The following is a 17,472-nucleotide window of genomic DNA, read 5'->3' as shown; positions in this document are numbered from 1 at the left end:
CGATCAGTTGTGAGTACTTCTGGGCCTTAATGAGGGAGAGCCGTCATGTCGGTCACGCGCAGATCGGTCTTGCTCGCCTCCGCGGCCGCGCCCGCGGCCGGAGCGCTGCTCGGCACCCCGGAGGCGTGGGCCGCAGAGGAGGCGCGCGGCGCGTCCGGCCGCAGCACCGTCGCCCTGCGCGACGGCTGGCGTTTCGCGTTGGTCAACCCGGGCGGCATCACCGACCCGACCGGCGCCTATGCCGACGCCGCGCTTCCCGGCTACGACGACTCCCGGTGGCGTGAGGTCGCCGTCCCGCACGACTGGAGCATCGAGCAGGCCCCCACCACCGAGCACGGCACCACCAGCGGCACCGGCTTCCTGCCCGGCGGCCTCGGCTGGTACCGCCTCGCCTTCACCCTGCCACCCGCCCTCGCGAAGAAGCGGATCTCGGTGGAGTTCGACGGTGTCTACATGGACTCCCATGTCTACTGCAACGGCGAGGAGGCCGGCCGCCACCCCTACGGCTACACCGGCTTCGCCTTCGACCTCACCGACCTGGTGCACACCGACGGCACCACCGAGAACGTGATCGCGGTCAAGGTCCAGAACCGGCTCCCCAGCAGCCGCTGGTACTCGGGCAGTGGCATCTACCGCGAGGCCCGCCTGGTGATCACCGAGCCGGTGCACGTGGCCCGCTGGGGCACCCGCGTCCGCACGCCCGAGATCTCCGCCGAGCGGGCCGTCGTACGGATCGACACCTCGGTCGTCGACGAGTCGGGCGCGGGCGCGGACGTCGAGGTCGTCTCCCGGATCGTCGACCGTAAAGGCCGGACGGTCGCCCGTACCTCCTCCACGGTCGCCGTCACCGACGAGACGACCGAGACCCACGAACTCACCGTTCGGCGACCCGAGTTGTGGGACATCGACGCCCCGCAGCGCTACACCCTGCACACCGAACTGCGCGTAGGGGGCCGGACCACCGACACCTACCGCACGCCCTTCGGCTTCCGCACCTTCCGCTTCGACCCGGACGAGGGCTTCTTCCTCAACGGCACCCATTACAAGCTCAAGGGCGTCGACCTCCACCACGACTTGGGCGCACTCGGCGCCGCGGTCAGCATCGACGCCATCCACCGGCAGATGGAGATCATGCGGTCCATGGGCGTCAACGCCCTGCGCACCTCTCACAACCCACCCGCGCCCGAGGTGATCCAGGTCTGCGAGGAGCTGGGCATCGTCATGCTGGTGGAGGCGTTCGACTGCTGGCGCACCGGCAAGAACCCCTACGACTACGGCCGGTTCTTCGACGAGTGGGGCGAGAAGGACACCACCGAGATGGTGCTGGCGGCCCGCAACTCGCCCGCCGTGCTGATGTGGTCCATCGGCAACGAGGTCCCGGACTCCACCTCCACCGCCGGCCTTGCCATGGCCGACCGGATCATCGAGGCGATCCGCGCCGTGGACGACACCCGTCCACTGATCATCGGCTCCGACAAGTACCGCCGCCTCCCCGCCAAGGGCTCCGCGGCCGACCTGATGCTGGCCAAGCTGGACGGCCTCGGCCTCAACTACAACACCGCCAAGTCGGTGGACCAGCTGCACGCGGCCTACCCGCACCTCTTCCTCTTCGAGTCCGAGTCCTCCTCGGAGACCTCCACCCGCGGCGCCTACCAGGAGCCCGAGCACCTCAACACCGGCGAGAACTACACGCCCGGCCGGCGCGCGACCTCCTCCTACGACAACAACCTCGCCTCCTGGACCATGAGCGGCGAGTACGGCCACAAGAAGGACCGGGACCGCAAGCGGTTCGCCGGGCAGTTCCTGTGGTCGGGCATCGACTACATCGGCGAGCCCACGCCGTACGACGTCTTCCCGGTCAAGGCGTCCTTCTTCGGCGCGGTCGACACCGCGGGCTTCCCGAAGGACATGTACTACCTCTTCCGGAGCCAGTGGACCGAGAAGCCGATGGTCCACCTGCTCCCGATGACCTGGAACCACGCCGAGGGCGACACGGTCGAGGTCTGGGCGTACGCCAACGTCGACACCGTCGAGCTGTTCCTCAACGGAAAGTCGCTGGGCGTGCGGCGGTTCGACACGAAGAAGACCGTCGACGGCCGCGCCTACCTGGAGACCACCGAGGCGACAGGCGACGACAAAACCTTCACCGACGGCCCCTATCCCGGCAGCTACACCAGTCCGAACGGCAGCGCCGGCAAGCTGCACCTGACCTGGAAGGTGCCCTTTGAGCCGGGCGTGCTGAAGGCCGTCGCGCGCAAGGACGGCAGGACGGTCGCCACCGACGTGCTGCGCACCGCCGGTGCCCCGCACGTGATACGCCTGACACCGGACCGCAAGTCCCTCGCCGCGGACGGCCGTTCGCTGGTCTTCGTGACCGCCGAGGTGGTCGACCGGCGCGGTGTGGTGGTGCCCGACGCTGAGCACCTGATCTCCTTCGAGGTGGCGGGCGGCTCCCTCGCCGGGCTCGACAACGGCCGGCAGGAGAGCGCCGAGCGCTACCAGGCGAGCACCCGCACCGCCTACCACGGCAAGGCACTCGCCATCGTCCGCTCCGGCACGAGGACGGGCACGGTGAAGGTGACCGCCCGCGCCGACGGCCTGCGCACCGGGACGGCGGTCGTTCGCGCCACCCGGGCCGGCGACCGGGTCGAGACGGCCCCGCCGGTGTTCAAGCCGGAGCACCCGGCGCCCGTGGACCACCCGCACGCGGACGCCAGTTACTCCGGCCGTCCGGACACCCTGCCCGCCGCCATGCTCGACGGCGATCCGGCCACCGGCTGGTCCAACGGCTTCTTCAAGCAGGCCACGGCTCTGCTGCCCGCCTTCGACGGGGCCCGCTCCGAGGACTGGGTCTCGGTCGACCACGGACGCATCCGCGGCTTCGACCGGGTGGACGTCTTCTTCACGGTGGACGCCACGCACAGCCTGCCCGCGGCGATCGGGGTGGCGGTGTGGGACGGCCGGGCGTGGCGGGCCGTGCGGGACACCGCGATCGACTGGGCCACCGCCTCCGACGCCCCCACCGTGATCACCTTCAAGGCGGTCCGCGGCTCCCGCATCCGGCTCACCCTGACGAGCCGCCACCCCGACGAGGCGCGGGGCGCGATCCGCATCAGCCGGCTGGACACCCTCTAGACCGCACCGGTCCGGACGGGTGGCGGACAGCCAGTCCCGTCCGGACCGTTGACGGGGTGTCACATCAGCAACAACCATGGCGGCACCCGCATCTGGGAGCGCTCCCACGACGAGCGCCACCCGCACCTCTCCAGAGGAGCCCAGACGTGAAACGACGCAGAACCGCCCTGTTGTCCCTGACGGCCCTCCTGGCGGCCGCGCTCACCGCGCTGCCCTCCGCACCGGCCGGGGCCGAAGAGCTCGAACAGGTCAAGAACGGTACCTTCGACACCACCACCGCCCCCTGGTGGACGACCAGCAACGTCACCGGGGGTCTGTCCGACGGCCGGCTCTGCGCCGACGTGCCCGGCGGCACCACCAACCGCTGGGACGCCGCCGTCGGGCAGAACGACATCACCCTCGTGAAGGGGGAGTCGTACCGCTTCTCCTTCAGCGCGACCGGCACGCCCGCCGGGCACGTGGTGCGGGCGATCGTAGGCCTGTCGGTGTCCCCGTACGACACCTACTACGAGGTGACACCGCAGCTCAGCGTCTCCGGCGACAGCTACTCCTACACCTTCACCTCGCCCGTCGACACCGCCCAGGGCCAGGTCGGCTTCCAGCTCGGCGGCAGCGCGGACGCCTGGCGGTTCTGCATGGACGACGTCTCGCTGCTGGGCGGCGTCGCGCCGGAGCCGTACGAGCCCGACACCGGCCCCCGGGTCCGTGTCAATCAGGTCGGCTACCTGCCCGCCGGGCCGAAGAACGCCACCCTGGTCACCGACGCCACGGCGAAACTGCCCTGGGAGCTGAAGAACGCCCGCGGTGCCGTGGTCGCCCGGGGCACGACCGTGCCACGGGGCGTCGACGCCTCGTCCGGGCAGAACGTCCACTCGATCGACTTCGGCGCGTACCGCAAGAAGGGGACCGGCTTCACCCTGGTCACCGACGGCGAGACCAGCCGCCCCTTCGACGTCGGCGCGAGTGCGTACGAACGACTTCGGCTGGACTCGGCGAAGTACTACTACACCCAGCGCAGCGGCATCGAGATCCGCGAGGACCTGCGGCCCGGGTACGGCCGCCCGGCCGGGCACGTGGGCGTGGCCCCCAACCAGGGCGACACCGCCGTGCCGTGCCAGCCCGGTGTGTGCGACTACACGCTCGATGTCAGCGGCGGCTGGTACGACGCCGGCGACCACGGCAAGTACGTCGTCAACGGGGGCATCTCCACCTGGGAGGTGCTGAGCACGCACGAACGCGCGCTGCACGCCCGCACCGGCGACGCCGGCAAGCTCGGCGACGGCACGCTCGCCATCCCCGAGAGCGGCAACAAGATCCCGGACATCCTCGACGAGGCCCGCTGGGAGCTGGAGTTCCTGCTGAAGATGCAGGTGCCCGACGGCAAGCCGCTGGCCGGCATGGCCCACCACAAGATGCACGACGAGCAGTGGACCGGGCTGCCGCTGCTGCCCAGCGACGACCCGCAGAAGCGGGAGCTGCACCCGCCGTCCACCGCGGCCACCCTGAACCTCGCGGCCACGGCCGCGCAGGCGGCCCGCCTCTACCGGTCCCACGACAAGGCGTTCGCCGACAGGGCGCTGGCGGCCGCCCGCAAGGCCTGGTCGGCGGCGCTCGCCCACCCCGACCGCCACGCCTCCGAGAGCGACGGCATCGGCGGCGGCGCCTACGCCGACAGCGACGTCACCGACGACTTCTACTGGGCGGCGGCCGAGCTGTATCTCAGCACGGGGGAGAAGCAGTTCGAGGACCACGTCCTGAAGTCCCCGGTCCACACGGCCGACATCTTCAAGCCCATCGGCTTCGACTGGGCACGCACCGGCGCGGCGGGACGGCTCGACCTCGCCACGGTGCCGAACAAGCTGCCCGGCCGGGACAAAGTCCGCCAGTCCGTCGTCAAGGGCGCCGACCGCTACCTGGCGACGCTGAAGGCACACCCCTACGGCATGCCGTACGCGCCGGACGGCAACACGTACGACTGGGGCTCAAGCCACCAGGTGCTCAACAACGCGGTCGTCCTCGCCACCGCGTACGACATCACCGGCGCCTCGAAGTACCGGGACGGCGCGCTGCAGAGCATGGACTACATCCTCGGCCGCAACGCGCTGAACATCTCCTACGTCACCGGCTACGGCGAGGTCAGCTCCGAGAACCAGCACAGCCGCTGGTACGCCCGCCAGCTCGACCCCGACCTGCCGAACCCGCCGAAGGGCACCCTCGCCGGCGGGCCGAACTCGAGCATCCAGGACCCCTACGCACAGAGCAAACTCCAGGGCTGCGTCGGACAGTTCTGCTACATCGACGACATCCAGTCCTGGTCGACCAACGAACACACGATCAACTGGAACGCCGCCCTGACCCGGATGGCCGCCTTCGTGGCGGACCAGGGGTAGGGAACGTGTCCGGTGCCGGGGGAGTCCGCCGACAGGACGCCCCCGGCACCCGCGCGTAGCCTGGTCCCATGCACGCGGTGCGGGTAGACGGCATCGAGATCGCCTACGACCGGGTGGGCTCGGGCCCGCCTCTGGTGCTCGTGCACGGCGCCACCACGGACGCCCGTCTCTGGCGTGGCCAGGTCGCCGACCTGGCCGACGCGTTCACCGTGGTCGCCTGGGACGAACCGGGAGCCGGCCGCTCCTCCGACGTACCGCCCTCCTTCACCCTGGCCGACTACGCCCGCTGTCTGGCGGCGGTCATCAAGGACGTGGGCCTCGGCCCGGCCCATGTCCTCGGCCTGTCCTGGGGCGGGACCATCGTGCTGGAGCTTTACCGGCACCACTCCGATCTCGTCAGGACGCTGCTCCTCGTCGACACCTACGCCGGCTGGAAGGGCTCGCTGCCCGCGGCGGAGGTACGGGCACGGGTCGAGGGGGCCGAGCGGATGCTCGCGGTCCCGGCCGAGGACTTCGCGCCGACCATGCCGGGCCTGTTCGCGGGCGCGCCCCCCGCCGAAGCCGTACGCCTGCTGTCCGTGATGTCGGCCGACACGCGCCGCCAGAGCATGCGGACCGAGCTCACCGTCATGGCCGAGGCCGACCAGCGCGACCTGCTGCCCAGGATCAAGGTGCCGACGCTCCTGCTGTGGGGCGAGCTGGACAAGCGCTCCCCGGTGGAGCAGGTCGCCCACCCGTTCCTGGCGGCGATCCCGCACGCCACGCTGGTCGTGCTTCCGGGCATCGGTCACCTCAGCAACATCGAAGCCCCGGAGCCCTTCAACCGGACCGTCCGGGAGTTCTGCCGCGCCCGGTCCTGAGCGGACCGGCCCCGGCCGCTCACGCCTCCTCCTTGGGCACGTGGGCGAGCTTGTCCGGATTGGCCACGACATAGATGCCGCGCACCCGGTCGCCCTCCGGGGTGAGGTCCAGCACCAGGACGGCGAACGGCGCGTCCCCGTCGAACAGCACGGCGGCGTCGTCGCCGTTGACGCGGCGGTAGCGCCAGACGGGGTTGCGCGGACCGCCGCGCCCGGACGTGAGCAGGCGGGCCACCTTGTCCCGTCCGTGCACCGGGCGCAGGCTCGCCGGCCTGCGTTTGCCGCCGGCGTCCGTCCACGCCGTGACGTCCGGCGCGAGGACCTCCATCAGCGCGGCGATGTCCCCGCCGAGCGCCGCCCGCACGAACCGCTCGGTCGCCTCCCGCCGCACCCGCGGATGCGCGTCGTACCGCGGCCGCCGCGCGTGCACATGCTCCCGGGCCCGATGCGCCAACTGCCGTACGGCGGCGGGGGATCGGTCGATGACCTCCGCGATCTCGGCGTGCGGGTAGCCGAACACCTCGCCCAGCACGAACACGGCCCGTTCCAGCGGGGTCAGCGACTCCAGGACCACCAGCATCGCCAGCGACACCGACTCGGAGCGCAGGGCGGGCCCCTCGGCGGTCTCGGCCTCGCCCTCGGCGACCAGGGGCTCGGGCAGCCACTGGCCGACGTATGTCTCCCGCCTGCGGCAGATCGTGGCACGGCGGCGCAGCGCGTGGTTGACCGCCACCCGCACGAGATACGCGCGGGGGTTGTCGACGCCTGCCAGGGGAGCGCCGCCGCCGCGGGCCGTCCAGGACAGCCAGGTCTCCTGCAGGACGTCCTCGGTGTCGGCGACGCTGCCGAGCATGTTGTAGACGACGCCGAACAGCAGCTCGCGATGGTCGACGAACACCCCGGTCGCCTCGTCGATCGGGGCGTCGGTGCCGGGTGCGGTGATCTCGGTCATACGTGGGCCTCCCAGAGACGACTCACCACTGGGACCCCGTGGGGGCCCCGGAATGTGACATCGCCGGCGTGCCATGTGACGCGGGTTTCGGCGGCCGATCGGCGGCGCACCGCTGCCGGTACCGTCTGATTACCTCTCTGACCTGGGTGTATTTACGAGTCAGTACCCGAGCGGTACCGTGAAGGCATGCCAGCTCTCAACGTGGAGTTCAGCGACCGCGAACTTGAGGACCTGAGGCAGATCGCCAAGGAGCGCGGTACGTCGATGAAGGCGCTCGTGCGGGAGGCCGCCGCGGCCGACATAGCGCGCCACCGGGCGCTCCAGGAGGGCGCGGCGGCCTTCCGCAGGTTCTTCGCGACCCACGCCGACGAGTTCGCCGCCGCCTTCCCCGACGACGAACCGCCCGCGAACGACGAAGGGCGGGCCGCCTGACCGATGGCACCCGTCATCCATATCGACGTGCCCTGGCTGCTGCAGCGCCATGAGGAGGTCCTGCCGGACCAGCCCACCGTCAACGACTTCTCCGCGCTGGTTGCCGCCGTCGCCCGGCACCGCGTGGACCCGCCGCGCCTCGGGGTGAACTCCGACCCGGCCTGGCGGGCCGCCGCGCTGCTGCACACCCTCGCCGTGCTCCGGCCGCTGCCCACCGCCAACGCCCGCTTCGCCTGCGCGACGGCCGTGGCGTACATGTTCGTCAGTGGCGTCGGCATCGACCCGCCCTACGGCGCCCTCGTCGACCTCGCCCGCGACCTGATGTCCAACACGACCGACGTCTACGGCGCGGCGGACCGGCTGCGGTCCTGGCAGATCTGACCCGATTCACACAGGGCGCACGGAAATGTCGAAAACGGGTGCGATAGGCGTACGCGCGTTCCCTGTTTCTGACTTTCTGTCAATGGGCCGGATGTTGCACGGGCGCCTTGTTGGTCGTGTGGGGGTTGTGCAAGAGTGAAACACACGTGCGGGGGGAATGGCCGGGTGTCGCACGTGATTTGCAGACCGGGTCTGATTCGCCACCGATGAATTCGCACCTCCCGCGCAGCGCCAGAAAAGGTTCGCACCAACCGGGCTCCTTTTCGGCGGCAGGACTTCTGTGTGTCACCTGCGCGTGGGAAGGAACCATCTCAGTGCCCACCCCCCACCCCCCTCGTCCCCCGTATCCCCCGCCCGGCGGGGATCCCGGGGAATCCGATGAATCACTCGCCGCCCCGCTGAGAGGCAGCCCGGAGGGCGAGGTCGCCGCCCATTCCGTCGCGCTGCTGATGGCGCGGCACTGGCAGCCGGTGTACGACTACGCGGTCATCTGTCTCGCCTCATCGGCGCAGGTCGCCGCCATGGTCACCGGGACCGCGTTCCACCGGACCCTCAACCGCGTCGCCTTCGGCGACTCAGCCGTCGCGTTGCGCCCGGTCCTTCTGGTGACCGTGCGCGACACGATCCGCGAGTGGTCCGGCGACGATCGAATATCCGCCGTACTGCCGGCGCTGCAGAAACCGGCCGGAGGGCGGGGGCTGCGCGCGGCAACGTCCATGACGCCCGAAAATCGGGTACTCGCGGAGCGGGCATTCCAGGCACTTCCCGCCGCCGCGCGCTGTTTGCTCTGGCATGTCGACGTCGAGGCAGATCCTTTAAGCGTCCCCGCCGGCCTGCTGGGCATGGATACCGACATCGCGTCGGCCGCACTCGAACAGGCGCGTGACAAATTCCGCGAGGGGTGTGTACATGCCCACCGTGAACTCGCGCCGACCCATGATTGCCGGTTCTACAACCGCCTCCTCGACGTCCCGATCCGTCGGGGCGGCGCACTGCTGCCGGACGTCCAGCAGCATCTGGCGGAGTGCCGCTACTGCCGGAACGCGGCCGAACAACTGAGCCATTTCGAGGGCGGTCTTGGCCCGTTGATCGCCGAAGCGGTGCTCGGCTGGGGCGCGCGCCGCTACCTCGACTCGCGTCCGGGCCGGGCCTCACACGGTACGCGCGGCAGTCGCGGCGGCCGGCGCGGCGGCGGCCGGTCCGGAAACGCACGCCACCGTCTGCTGTCCCGGATCCCCATGCCCGCCCGCCGGGTCCCGGGCGTCCGGATCCCGGACGCGTTGCGGTCCTCCCGGGCGCTGCTCTCGGGCATCGGCGCGGTGTCGGCCGGAGTGCTGGCGACGGTGCTCATCATCAGCGCCTCGTCGTACGACGGCGGCCAGGCCGACCCGGCCGGCTCCAACAGCGCCGCCGGCGGCAACGGCACCGGCTCCGTGACACCGCCGGACACGGCCGGGCTGCCCACGGCCCCGGGCGTGACCCGGCTGCGGAACGCGGGCGCCGACCTGTGCCTCGACATCCGGGACCTGCCGAAGGAGGGCTCGGGGGCGAAACTGGCCTCGTGCTCGACGGCGTGGACCCAGCAGTGGACGTACGAGAACGACGGGCTGCTGCGCAGCGTCGCCGATCCCGGGCTGTGCCTGGACTCGCACAAGGACGCCGGCGTCGTCGTGCTCGGCACCTGCGCCGAGGAGGACGCCGAGCGGGGCGAGGACGTGCGCTACGACCTCACCGTGCAAGGGGAGTTGCTGCCCCGCTGGGACGAGCGGCTCGCCCTCACCTCCACCAACGACGACCCGGACGCCGACATCGTCGTCAAGGTCCGCGACCGGTCCGACGAACAGCGCTGGCAGGCGGAACCCGTGCCCACGGCGGCGGGTTCCCTGTCGATCGCGGAGGAGGACGCCCCGACCGCACGGCAGGTGACAGCGCCGAACGGCTGAACGACCGAGCGGTGAACTCGGCCTCGTCCCCGCCCACGCCTCAGTCCGGCCCCTCCGTCACGTCGGCCGGACCGAGCGTCGCAGGCGTGGCGTGGCCCGACAGGGCCAGGGTGAGGTCGAGTTCGGCCAGGAGGCAGCGGATGACGTGTTCGACGCCGGGCTGCCCGTCGAGGCCGAGACCGTAGACGTACGGGCGTCCGACGAGCACCGCCCGCGCGCCCAGCGCGAGGGCCTTGAAGACGTCGTCGCCGGTGCGGACGCCGCTGTCGAAGAGGACGGTGAGCCGGTCGCCGACGGCGTCCACGACGCGGGGCAACGCGTCGGCGGCGGCCACGGACCCCGCCACCTGGCGGCCGCCGTGGTTGGAGACGACGACGCCGTCCATGCCCGCCTCGGCGGCCAGCCGCGCGTCGTCCGGGTGCAGGACGCCCTTGAGGACGATCGGGCCGTCCCAGTTCTCCCGCAGGAACGCCAGGTCCGGCCAGGACTTGGCCGGGTCGGAGAACATCCCGACGAAGTGCATCACGGCCGCGTTCGGGTCCTCGTGCACCGGCTTGGCCAGACCCGCCTGGAAGGCCGGGTCCGAGAAGTAGTTGGCCGTGCCGACGCCGTGCAGGAACGGCAGGTACGCCTGGTCGAGATCGCGGGGACGCCACGACAGCAGCGGTGTGTCCAGGGTGACGACGAGCACGCTGAACCCGGCCGCCTTCGCCCGGCTCAGGAAACTGCGGGCCACCTCCGGGTCCTTGGGCCAGTACAGCTGGAACCACCGCTCGGCGTCGCCCATGGCCTCGGCTACCTGCTCCATGGGCGTGCTCGACGCGGACGACAGGATGTACGGCACGCCCTGCGCGGCGGCGGCCCGGGCAGCGGCGGGTTCGGCGTCCGGGTGCATGATCGACAGCACGCCGACCGGGGCCAGCGCCAGCGGGGCGGGCAGGGCGCGGCCCAGCACCTCGACCGACAGATCCCGTTCGTGCACGTCCCGCAGCATGCGCGGCACGATCCGGCGACGCTCCAGGGCCTGCCGGTTGGCGCGGGCGGTGCTGCCGTTCCCCGCGCTGCCCGCCACGTAGCCGACCGGGCCGTGCCCGAGCCGCTGTTCGGTCAGCTCCTCCAGCCGGGTCAGATCGGTGGGCAGGCGCGGCACGGCACCCGTCATCCCGTGGAGATAGATCTCGTACTGGAAGTCCGCCCAGTGCTTCGCCATGTCGTCCGTCCCGCCTCTCGTCGCTGAGAACGCGCAGTACGCCGACCATACCGACCGGTAGGCAGGACGGGAGTAATCAGGTTCGGGTCGCCGATTCGTGCAGGACGCGTGCCAGTTCGCGCGGCCTGGAGAACATCGGCCAGTGGCCGGTGTCCATCTCGATCAGCTCCCAGCGGTCGCTCTTGAGCAGCTCCGCCACCACGGGCATCGGCTCGTCGCCGTCGAGCAGGCACTTGATGTACGTCACCGGAAGCTCGCCGAGGTCACCCCGCAGCACGGCCGGCTCGGTCGCCGTGGCGCCCGGGTGCGGGGTCGAGCCGTTCACGATCCGGGCGATCTGCTCGTCCGTCAGATCCTGTCCCGCGTAGTCGGGCGCGGTCAACGGCGGCCAGAAGCCGCTCGCGGCAATCGCCTCCCGCACCGGTCCGCTCGGCCATCCCGAGAGGGCCGACTCGCCGTCGACCGGGACCATGGCGTCCACGAACACCGCCCGGGCCAGCCGATCGCCGATCCGCTCTGCGGCCTGCCCGACCGGGACGCCCGCGTAGCTGTGCCCGACCAGCACCACGTCCCGCGGACCGAGCCGCTCGACCGCGTCGACGATGTCCTGGACGTGCGTCTGCTGCCCCGCGGGCAGCCCCTGCTTCTCGGCGAGGCCCGACAGCGTCACGGCATGCACGTCGTGCCCGGCCGCGCGCAACTCGCCCGCCACCTCGTCCCACGCCCACGCCCCGAGCCAAGTCCCTGCCACCAGCACGAAATCGGTCATGCCGGCAACTTAGCCGAGGGGTCTGACAACGCCCCCTCGGCGCCGGGCCCCGTGATCGGTGGCACCGGCACCTCGACCGTCCGGGCCAGCCGGGAGCCCTCGGGCCCGTATACCGCCCGGGGCTCGGGGAACAGCCACAGCAGCGTCAGGAACAGCACCGCCGCCACGACCAGCGACAGCGGCAGGCTGATGTCGACACCGCCTGCCAGGTCACCGAGCGGGCCGACGAACTGCCCGGGGATGTTGGTGAAGAGCACGCCGAGCAGCGCCGACACCCACCAGGCGGTCATGCCCCGCCAGTTCCAGCCGTGCGCGAACCAGTAACGGCCTCCGCGCTGACGGCGGTTGAAGACCTGGAGCGCCTGCGGGTCGTACCAGCCGCGCCGCGTCCAGTAGCCCAGCATCATCACGACCATCCACGGTGTGGTGCACGTGATGATCATCGTGGCGAAGGTCGAGATGGAGCGCACGAGGTCGAGCCCGAACCGGCCGGCGAAGATGAACGCGATGGACAGCGCGCCGACCAGCAGCGTCGCCTGGACCCGGGACAGCCTCGGGAACACGGACGCGAAGTCGAGCCCCGTGCCGTACAGCGCCGTCGTGCCCGTCGCCATGCCGCCGATCAGCGCCAGCAGGCACACCGGCAGGAAGAACCAGCCCGGGGAGATCGCGAGCAGCCCGCCCACGAAGTCGGGTGCCGCCGGATCGACGTACTCCGGCGCCTTGTCCGCGATGACGCTCGCGGTGGCCAGACCGAACAGGAACGGCAGCAGCGTCGCGATCTGCGACAGGAACGCGGCCCCGACCACCCTACGGCGCGGGGCACTCGCCGGGATGTAGCGCGACCAGTCGCCGAGGAACGCCCCGAACGACACGGGGTTCGACAGCACGATCAGCGCCGCCCCGATGAACGACGGCCAGAACAGAGCCGTCGTCGCCGCGTCCGCCGAGTCGGTGAAGACGCCCGCGTACGACGGGTCGAAGTCACCCCCGAACGCCACCGCGCCGAGCAGGAACAGGGCGCTCGCCGAGGTCACCGCGATCTTGTTGACGAACAGCATGAACCGGAAGCCGTACACGCACACGGCGAGGACCAGCACCGCGAACAGCGCGTAGGCGACGGCGTAGGACAGGTCGTCCCGGGCGAGTCCGAAGAGCCGGTGGGCGCCGCCGACCAGGGCGTCGCCGGAGCTCCACACCGAGAGGGAGAAGAACGCGACGGCCGTCAGCAGGGACAGGAACGAGCCGACCACCCGGCCGTGCACGCCGAGGTGCGCGGACGACGAGACGGCGTTGTTGGTGCCGTTGACCGGGCCGAACACCGCCATCGGACACAGGATCAGCGCGCCCGCCACGACCCCGAGGAGGGTGGCAGCGAGGCCTTGCCAGAAGGAGAGGCCGAACAGGATCGGGAAGGCGCCGAGGACGCAGGTGGAGAAGGTGTTGGCGCCGCCGAAGGCGAGCCGGAACAGGTCCAGCGGGGTCGCGGAGCGCTCGGCGTCGGGGATCCGGTCGACGCCGTGCGTCTCGACCTCCGTCAGGGACGGGGGAGACGCGGCGGGGGAGGGGCGTTGGGCGTCTGCGGGGCGTTCGGCCGGCGAGGGCAAGAGGGCTCCAGCGGGGACGGGTCTGTGGAGCGCGGCGTGGCGCGGTCGTGGGGCGGACGGCCGCTCACCGGACGCCTGGGTGTGCGGCGGCGAGCGGATGCCGTCCTCATGGGGTCTGCCGACCGTAAATGATCACGGGCGGGCGACGCCAGAGGACGGTTCATCCACTCTCGGCGTTGTCGCTGGATGATTCCTCCACTCCTCGGTCACTCCTCGTCGTCCGCGGGCGGTGTGTGGTCCATCTCGGCGTCCGGCCCCTGGGCCCGCACCCGCTGCACGTGTTCGAGGGAGTCGCGCAACTCCGCGAGCCAGTCGTCCGTATGACGCTGGACCAGACGCACGCACCAGGCCAGCGCGTCGCTGCGGCTGCGGGCGACGCCGCCGGCGATCAGGGTGTCGAGGACCTGGCGCTCCGGCTGGCGCAGGCGCGTCATGACGGGCGCGGCCACGTGTGTGAAGAGCGCGCGCCGCCCGCCGCACTCCACACCCCACGACACCTTCCGGCGGAACCGGTGCTCGGCGTCCCGGGCCACGGCCATCCGGTCCTCGCGGGTGCGCTCCCGGAACTCCTGCACCCGGCTTTCCAGGGCCGCCTCCCGTTCGGCGTCCGAAGCGTCCTCCGCCAGCCGGGGTTCGGGAATGCGGCCGATCACGGTGATCTCCTCGCGGTCGACCGTGAGCTCGGTCAGTTCCTCGAAGAGGTCGTCGGGAAGACGGCCGGCGAACCAGCCGCGCAGCTTCTCTCTCTGCTCATTCGTAATCATGTAATGATGATTACTCGGCCTGAGCATGAACACAAGGGGCTGCGAAGTGGTCGGCCGAGAGCGAAATCGGAATGTTTCAGGCCTATTAACGAGCAGCCGGAAATCAGCCATCTGGCCGCATCGCATCCCCGGAGGCCGTGCGGTTACGGGCTTCTTCCGTCCGAATTCCGTAACTTCACGCCACTGATTCAATACGCAATGTTACTGAAACCGGTGGGGTCGATGTGTGTTCCGGCGGTGGACTCGGCAGACTCGCGCTCGCCGATCCGGCACCGAACGAGCATGGGTCGGCACACCCTGTAATCGAGCGGAAGGATGCACACAATGCGGAACACCGCGCGCTGGGCCATGACCCTCGGCCTGACGGCCACCGCCGTCTGCGGACCCCTCACCGGGTCCGCGCTCGCCAGTCCGGGTCAGGCCCCCACCGCGCTCTACGCCCCGTCGGCCCTCGTTCTCACGGTGGGCCACGGTGAGAGCGCGATCGCCGTGACCCCGGAACGCGCGGTCACCCTGACCTGTGCCCCGAGGCCCAGCGGCACGCACCCGGCCGCCGGCTCGGCCTGTGCGGAACTGTGGGGCGTCGGCGGGAACATCGACGCCCTGAGCGCCAGGGACGGAGTGATGTGCACCAAGCAGTACGACCCCGTGGTCATCACCGTCGACGGTGTCTGGCAGGGCCAGAGGGTCTCCTATGAGCGCACCTTCTCCAACGAGTGCGTGAAGAACGCCCACGGTTCGGGCCTCTTCGCGTTCTGAGACCGGGATCGCGTTGTTCCCGTGAAGCAGGCGGCCCGTTGCTGGGGAGCCGGGTTGCCGTCGCGGGGATGTGCGATCTCGTACAAGGGGGCCGGCGGGCGGAGTGGGGCCGCCCGTCGGCCCCTGGGCGTTGCGCAGGTGTCGGGCCCCGGGTCACGCCCGGTCGCGGTGGCTGGTGTCGCACCACGGGTAGCGGCGGCTGCGGCGGCAGGTGCACAGGGCCACGCGGAAGCGGTCGGAGCGGACGACGGAGCCGTCCTCCAGCTCCACTTCCACCGGGCCCTCCACCAGGAGCGGACCCTTGCGCTGGACGGTGACGCGCCGCGGCGGCGCGGACCGGTCAGACGGGGAGTTCGGCACGGACGACCACCAGCTCTTCCTTGTTCTCGGTGGCGGGCAGCAGTCCGCGCTGCCGCAGCCAGCGTTCCCGGCCGCGCAGCACCGGCCCGAACGCGATCCGGTGCCGGCGGGTCACCGCGGCCTTCAGGCCGGACGCACGCAGTTGCCCGACGGTCAGCTCCGGGTCGCTCAGCACCGACTGCACGAGCAGGAGCACCCCGCCCGGACGCAGCAGGCCGGGCGCCTCCCGGCAGATCCGGTCGACGACCAGCCGCCCGTCACCGCCCGCGTCCCAGGCACGGGCCGGGCCGCGCGGCTCCCTGTCGCCCGCCGGCGCCGGCACGTACGGCGGATTGGCCAGGATCAGATCGAACGACTCTCCGCGCACGGGATCGAAGAGGTTGCCGTGCCGGATGCGGAGGGGGAGTCCCGCCAGCCGGGCGTTCAGCCGCGCGGCCCACACGGCGGCCCGGGACACGTCAACAGCGGTCACCCGGAGACCGCGGCGCGCGGCCTCGAGGGCCAGGGCGCCGGTCCCGGTGCCCACGTCGAGGACCTCCGCGCCCGGGGGCAGCGGCTCGTCGGACAGGGCGCCGGCCAGCAGCTCGGTGTCGTCCTGCGGGGCGTAGACGCCCGGGGGTGCCAATGGATTCACGCTGCTCGGGTACCCCGGCCATCAGGAGGTATGGGTCATCTCAGGAGTAAGCGGCGCATACAGTGACGAGCGTGACGCGTGCCAGTCGCCGAGCAGCCGGGCACCGAAGCGGTCCTCGACGAACTCGGTGGCGTCGATCCCGAAGGCGACATCGGGGGCCAGGTGCGGCTCCCGCTCCAGCAGGCCGCCGATGACGTCGTGGCGCACCACCTGCTCGTGGACCGCGTCGGCCTCGACGTGCTCGTCGTAGAAGTGCTCGGCCGCGGGCCCGGCGCCCGTGCGGCGCATCGCCTCGGCGAGCCGCCGCGACCCCGGTGACGAGGTGATCTCGACCGTCGCGAAGTGGCCGACCAGGGCGCCCCTGAGGGCCCGGTGCAGGCCGAAGAGGGACATGAGGTTCACCGTGACCAGGGCCTCGGCGGTCGCCGCGTCGAGGTAGCGGCCGTACGTGGTGTCCAGGCCCAGGTCCGTCATCAGGTCGGCGAACAGCTGGGCGTGCACGCGGTCGGCGCGGCCGCCGCCCCACTCGTCGAACTCCACGGCCGCCATCCCCGCCTTCGCCCGGCCCCACAGCCGCGGCAGCACCCAGGCGTGCGGGTCGGCCTCCTTGAGGTGGTACAGGGAGCGCTGGGCCGCGTACTCGCGCACCTGCCACAGCTCGCCCTCGTCACGCAGGAAGTGCGTGACGCCCGTGCCGTGGACGGGCTCGACCAGCAGGCCGCGCAGTGCCTCGTCCACGCTGTCGTGGACCCGGGCGTCGGTGCGCAGCGCGGACAGGAAGCGGTGCTCGAGGGCCGCCCGGGTGCGCAGCAGGTCGGGGTCCCACTCGCGCTCCGCGGACACGCCCGCGAATCCGCGGTAGTGCAGCTCGTAGCACAGGTACAGGGCGAGCTGGAGGTCGTCGCCGTACACCTGGGCCCGGGCGATCTCCTCGGGGCGGGGGAGCCGGCCCGCCCCCCGCAGATACTCCTCGACACCCCTGCTCAGTGGGCCCCGCGGGGTGGGCAGGGGCGGTTCGTCGTGGTCGTGCTCCATGCGCGCCGGGTACCCGGGCGGGGCCAGGTCACCCGCCCGCGTCACTCTCCCTCGGACTCCTCCTGCGCACGCTCGTTCGGCGTGATGGCATCGCCGGCCTCGCCCCGGTGGCGTCGCTGCTCGGCGGGGTCCTCGGCGCGGTTCTCGGCGTCCTCGATCTCGCGCAGGACCTCCTCGAGCGCCGTCTCGGGCTGCTTGTCGGAGGCGTCGCGGTTGTTGTTCTGGGACACGGGAGTCTCCT

At 71.4% G+C, this 17,472-nt stretch carries 16 protein-coding genes; 7 read left to right on the top strand and 9 right to left on the bottom strand.

Going from position 1 to position 17,472, the window contains the following annotated elements; all coding sequences use genetic code 11:
• The first annotated feature begins 45 nt into the window (after positions 1 to 45).
• The 3 genes from OG542_RS02720 (at position 46) to OG542_RS02710 (ending at position 6,385) form a co-directional block, all read left to right on the top strand.
• Entirely contained in the window at positions 46 to 3,135 is a 3,090-nt protein-coding gene (locus OG542_RS02720) for a glycoside hydrolase family 2 TIM barrel-domain containing protein (RefSeq protein ID WP_328407827.1), read from the top strand.
• Positions 3,136 to 3,281: 146 nt separating this feature from the next.
• Positions 3,282 to 5,525, top strand: coding sequence for a glycoside hydrolase family 9 protein (locus OG542_RS02715; RefSeq protein ID WP_328407825.1), 2,244 nt, complete (start codon positions 3,282 to 3,284; stop codon positions 5,523 to 5,525).
• A gap of 68 nt (positions 5,526 to 5,593) precedes the next feature.
• Positions 5,594 to 6,385 carry an alpha/beta fold hydrolase gene (locus tag OG542_RS02710; protein ID WP_311129309.1) on the top strand — a complete coding sequence of 264 codons (792 nt, stop codon included), beginning with the start codon at positions 5,594 to 5,596 and terminating at the stop codon, positions 6,383 to 6,385.
• 19 nt (positions 6,386 to 6,404) lie between these two features.
• Here OG542_RS02710 and OG542_RS02705 read toward each other — a convergent pair whose 3' ends face one another.
• Positions 6,405 to 7,337 (bottom strand): sigma-70 family RNA polymerase sigma factor, encoded by a 933-nt coding sequence (locus OG542_RS02705; RefSeq protein ID WP_328407822.1) that lies wholly within the window; start codon positions 7,335 to 7,337, stop codon positions 6,405 to 6,407.
• Positions 7,338 to 7,523: 186 nt separating this feature from the next.
• Between OG542_RS02705 and OG542_RS02700 the strand changes: the two genes are divergently transcribed.
• From OG542_RS02700 to OG542_RS02690, 3 genes are all read left to right on the top strand, one after another.
• Complete coding sequence (locus tag OG542_RS02700; RefSeq protein ID WP_193481258.1) at positions 7,524 to 7,769, top strand: hypothetical protein; 246 nt, start codon at positions 7,524 to 7,526, stop codon at positions 7,767 to 7,769.
• A gap of 3 nt (positions 7,770 to 7,772) precedes the next feature.
• Complete coding sequence (locus OG542_RS02695) at positions 7,773 to 8,150, top strand: toxin Doc (protein WP_193481257.1); 378 nt, start codon at positions 7,773 to 7,775, stop codon at positions 8,148 to 8,150.
• A gap of 314 nt (positions 8,151 to 8,464) precedes the next feature.
• The gene (locus OG542_RS02690) at positions 8,465 to 10,093 is read left to right on the top strand and encodes an RICIN domain-containing protein (RefSeq protein ID WP_328407820.1); all 1,629 of its coding nucleotides are present in this window, start codon (positions 8,465 to 8,467) and stop codon (positions 10,091 to 10,093) included.
• 40 nt (positions 10,094 to 10,133) lie between these two features.
• On the opposite strand, the gene OG542_RS02685 is transcribed toward OG542_RS02690, so the two are convergent.
• The 4 genes from OG542_RS02685 to OG542_RS02670 all read right to left on the bottom strand — a co-directional run bounded on the left by OG542_RS02685 (position 10,134) and on the right by OG542_RS02670 (position 14,443).
• The gene (locus OG542_RS02685) at positions 10,134 to 11,303 is read right to left on the bottom strand and encodes a lactate 2-monooxygenase (RefSeq protein ID WP_328407818.1); all 1,170 of its coding nucleotides are present in this window, start codon (positions 11,301 to 11,303) and stop codon (positions 10,134 to 10,136) included.
• 76 nt (positions 11,304 to 11,379) lie between these two features.
• Entirely contained in the window at positions 11,380 to 12,072 is a 693-nt protein-coding gene (locus OG542_RS02680) for an alpha/beta fold hydrolase (RefSeq protein ID WP_328407816.1), read from the bottom strand.
• A complete protein-coding gene (locus tag OG542_RS02675; RefSeq protein ID WP_328407814.1) occupies positions 12,069 to 13,679 on the bottom strand; it encodes a purine-cytosine permease family protein in 1,611 nt (536 codons plus the stop codon). The genes OG542_RS02680 and OG542_RS02675 overlap by 4 nt, the downstream gene beginning before the upstream one ends.
• Positions 13,680 to 13,885: 206 nt before the next feature.
• Entirely contained in the window at positions 13,886 to 14,443 is a 558-nt protein-coding gene (locus tag OG542_RS02670) for a hypothetical protein (RefSeq protein ID WP_328407812.1), read from the bottom strand.
• Between the two features lie 324 nt (positions 14,444 to 14,767).
• Between OG542_RS02670 and OG542_RS02665 the strand changes: the two genes are divergently transcribed.
• Complete coding sequence (locus OG542_RS02665) at positions 14,768 to 15,202, top strand: protease inhibitor (RefSeq protein ID WP_311129316.1); 435 nt, start codon at positions 14,768 to 14,770, stop codon at positions 15,200 to 15,202.
• Positions 15,203 to 15,355: 153 nt separating this feature from the next.
• On the opposite strand, the gene OG542_RS02660 is transcribed toward OG542_RS02665, so the two are convergent.
• From OG542_RS02660 to OG542_RS02645, 4 genes are read right to left on the bottom strand one after another with little or no spacing between them, the layout of a single operon-like run.
• Entirely contained in the window at positions 15,356 to 15,562 is a 207-nt protein-coding gene (locus OG542_RS02660; protein WP_184587059.1) for a CDGSH iron-sulfur domain-containing protein, read from the bottom strand.
• Positions 15,543 to 16,196, bottom strand: coding sequence for a HemK2/MTQ2 family protein methyltransferase (locus tag OG542_RS02655; protein WP_328407810.1), 654 nt, complete (start codon positions 16,194 to 16,196; stop codon positions 15,543 to 15,545). Before OG542_RS02655 ends, OG542_RS02660 begins: the two co-directional genes overlap by 20 nt.
• Before the next feature lie 21 nt (positions 16,197 to 16,217).
• Complete coding sequence (locus OG542_RS02650; protein WP_328417729.1) at positions 16,218 to 17,231, bottom strand: iron-containing redox enzyme family protein; 1,014 nt, start codon at positions 17,229 to 17,231, stop codon at positions 16,218 to 16,220.
• Positions 17,232 to 17,272: 41 nt separating this feature from the next.
• A complete protein-coding gene (locus tag OG542_RS02645) occupies positions 17,273 to 17,461 on the bottom strand; it encodes a hypothetical protein (RefSeq protein WP_328407808.1) in 189 nt (62 codons plus the stop codon).
• Between the last annotated feature and the right edge of the window lie 11 nt (positions 17,462 to 17,472).

It is taken from the genome of Streptomyces violaceus, assembly GCF_036014075.1.
Classification (GTDB): Bacteria; Actinomycetota; Actinomycetes; order Streptomycetales; family Streptomycetaceae; genus Streptomyces; species Streptomyces violaceus.
The sequence above is the reverse complement of the archived record's forward strand: the minus strand, read 5'-3'. Positions and strand labels throughout refer to the sequence as shown.

What these genes read in the sequence shown, in the direction of transcription:
- OG542_RS02700 (WP_193481258.1), top strand. Translation starts at nt 7,524, where the DNA reads ATGCCAGCTCTCAACGTGGAGTTCAGCGACCGCGAACTTGAGGACCTG.
- OG542_RS02670 (WP_328407812.1), bottom strand. Translation starts at nt 14,443, where the DNA reads ATGATTACGAATGAGCAGAGAGAGAAGCTGCGCGGCTGGTTCGCCGGC.
- OG542_RS02695 (WP_193481257.1), top strand. Translation starts at nt 7,773, where the DNA reads ATGGCACCCGTCATCCATATCGACGTGCCCTGGCTGCTGCAGCGCCAT.
- OG542_RS02685 (WP_328407818.1), bottom strand. Translation starts at nt 11,303, where the DNA reads ATGGCGAAGCACTGGGCGGACTTCCAGTACGAGATCTATCTCCACGGG.
- OG542_RS02680 (WP_328407816.1), bottom strand. Translation starts at nt 12,072, where the DNA reads ATGACCGATTTCGTGCTGGTGGCAGGGACTTGGCTCGGGGCGTGGGCG.
- OG542_RS02665 (WP_311129316.1), top strand. Translation starts at nt 14,768, where the DNA reads ATGCGGAACACCGCGCGCTGGGCCATGACCCTCGGCCTGACGGCCACC.
- OG542_RS02650 (WP_328417729.1), bottom strand. Translation starts at nt 17,231, where the DNA reads ATGGAGCACGACCACGACGAACCGCCCCTGCCCACCCCGCGGGGCCCA.
- OG542_RS02705 (WP_328407822.1), bottom strand. Translation starts at nt 7,337, where the DNA reads ATGACCGAGATCACCGCACCCGGCACCGACGCCCCGATCGACGAGGCG.
- OG542_RS02720 (WP_328407827.1), top strand. Translation starts at nt 46, where the DNA reads ATGTCGGTCACGCGCAGATCGGTCTTGCTCGCCTCCGCGGCCGCGCCC.
- OG542_RS02710 (WP_311129309.1), top strand. Translation starts at nt 5,594, where the DNA reads ATGCACGCGGTGCGGGTAGACGGCATCGAGATCGCCTACGACCGGGTG.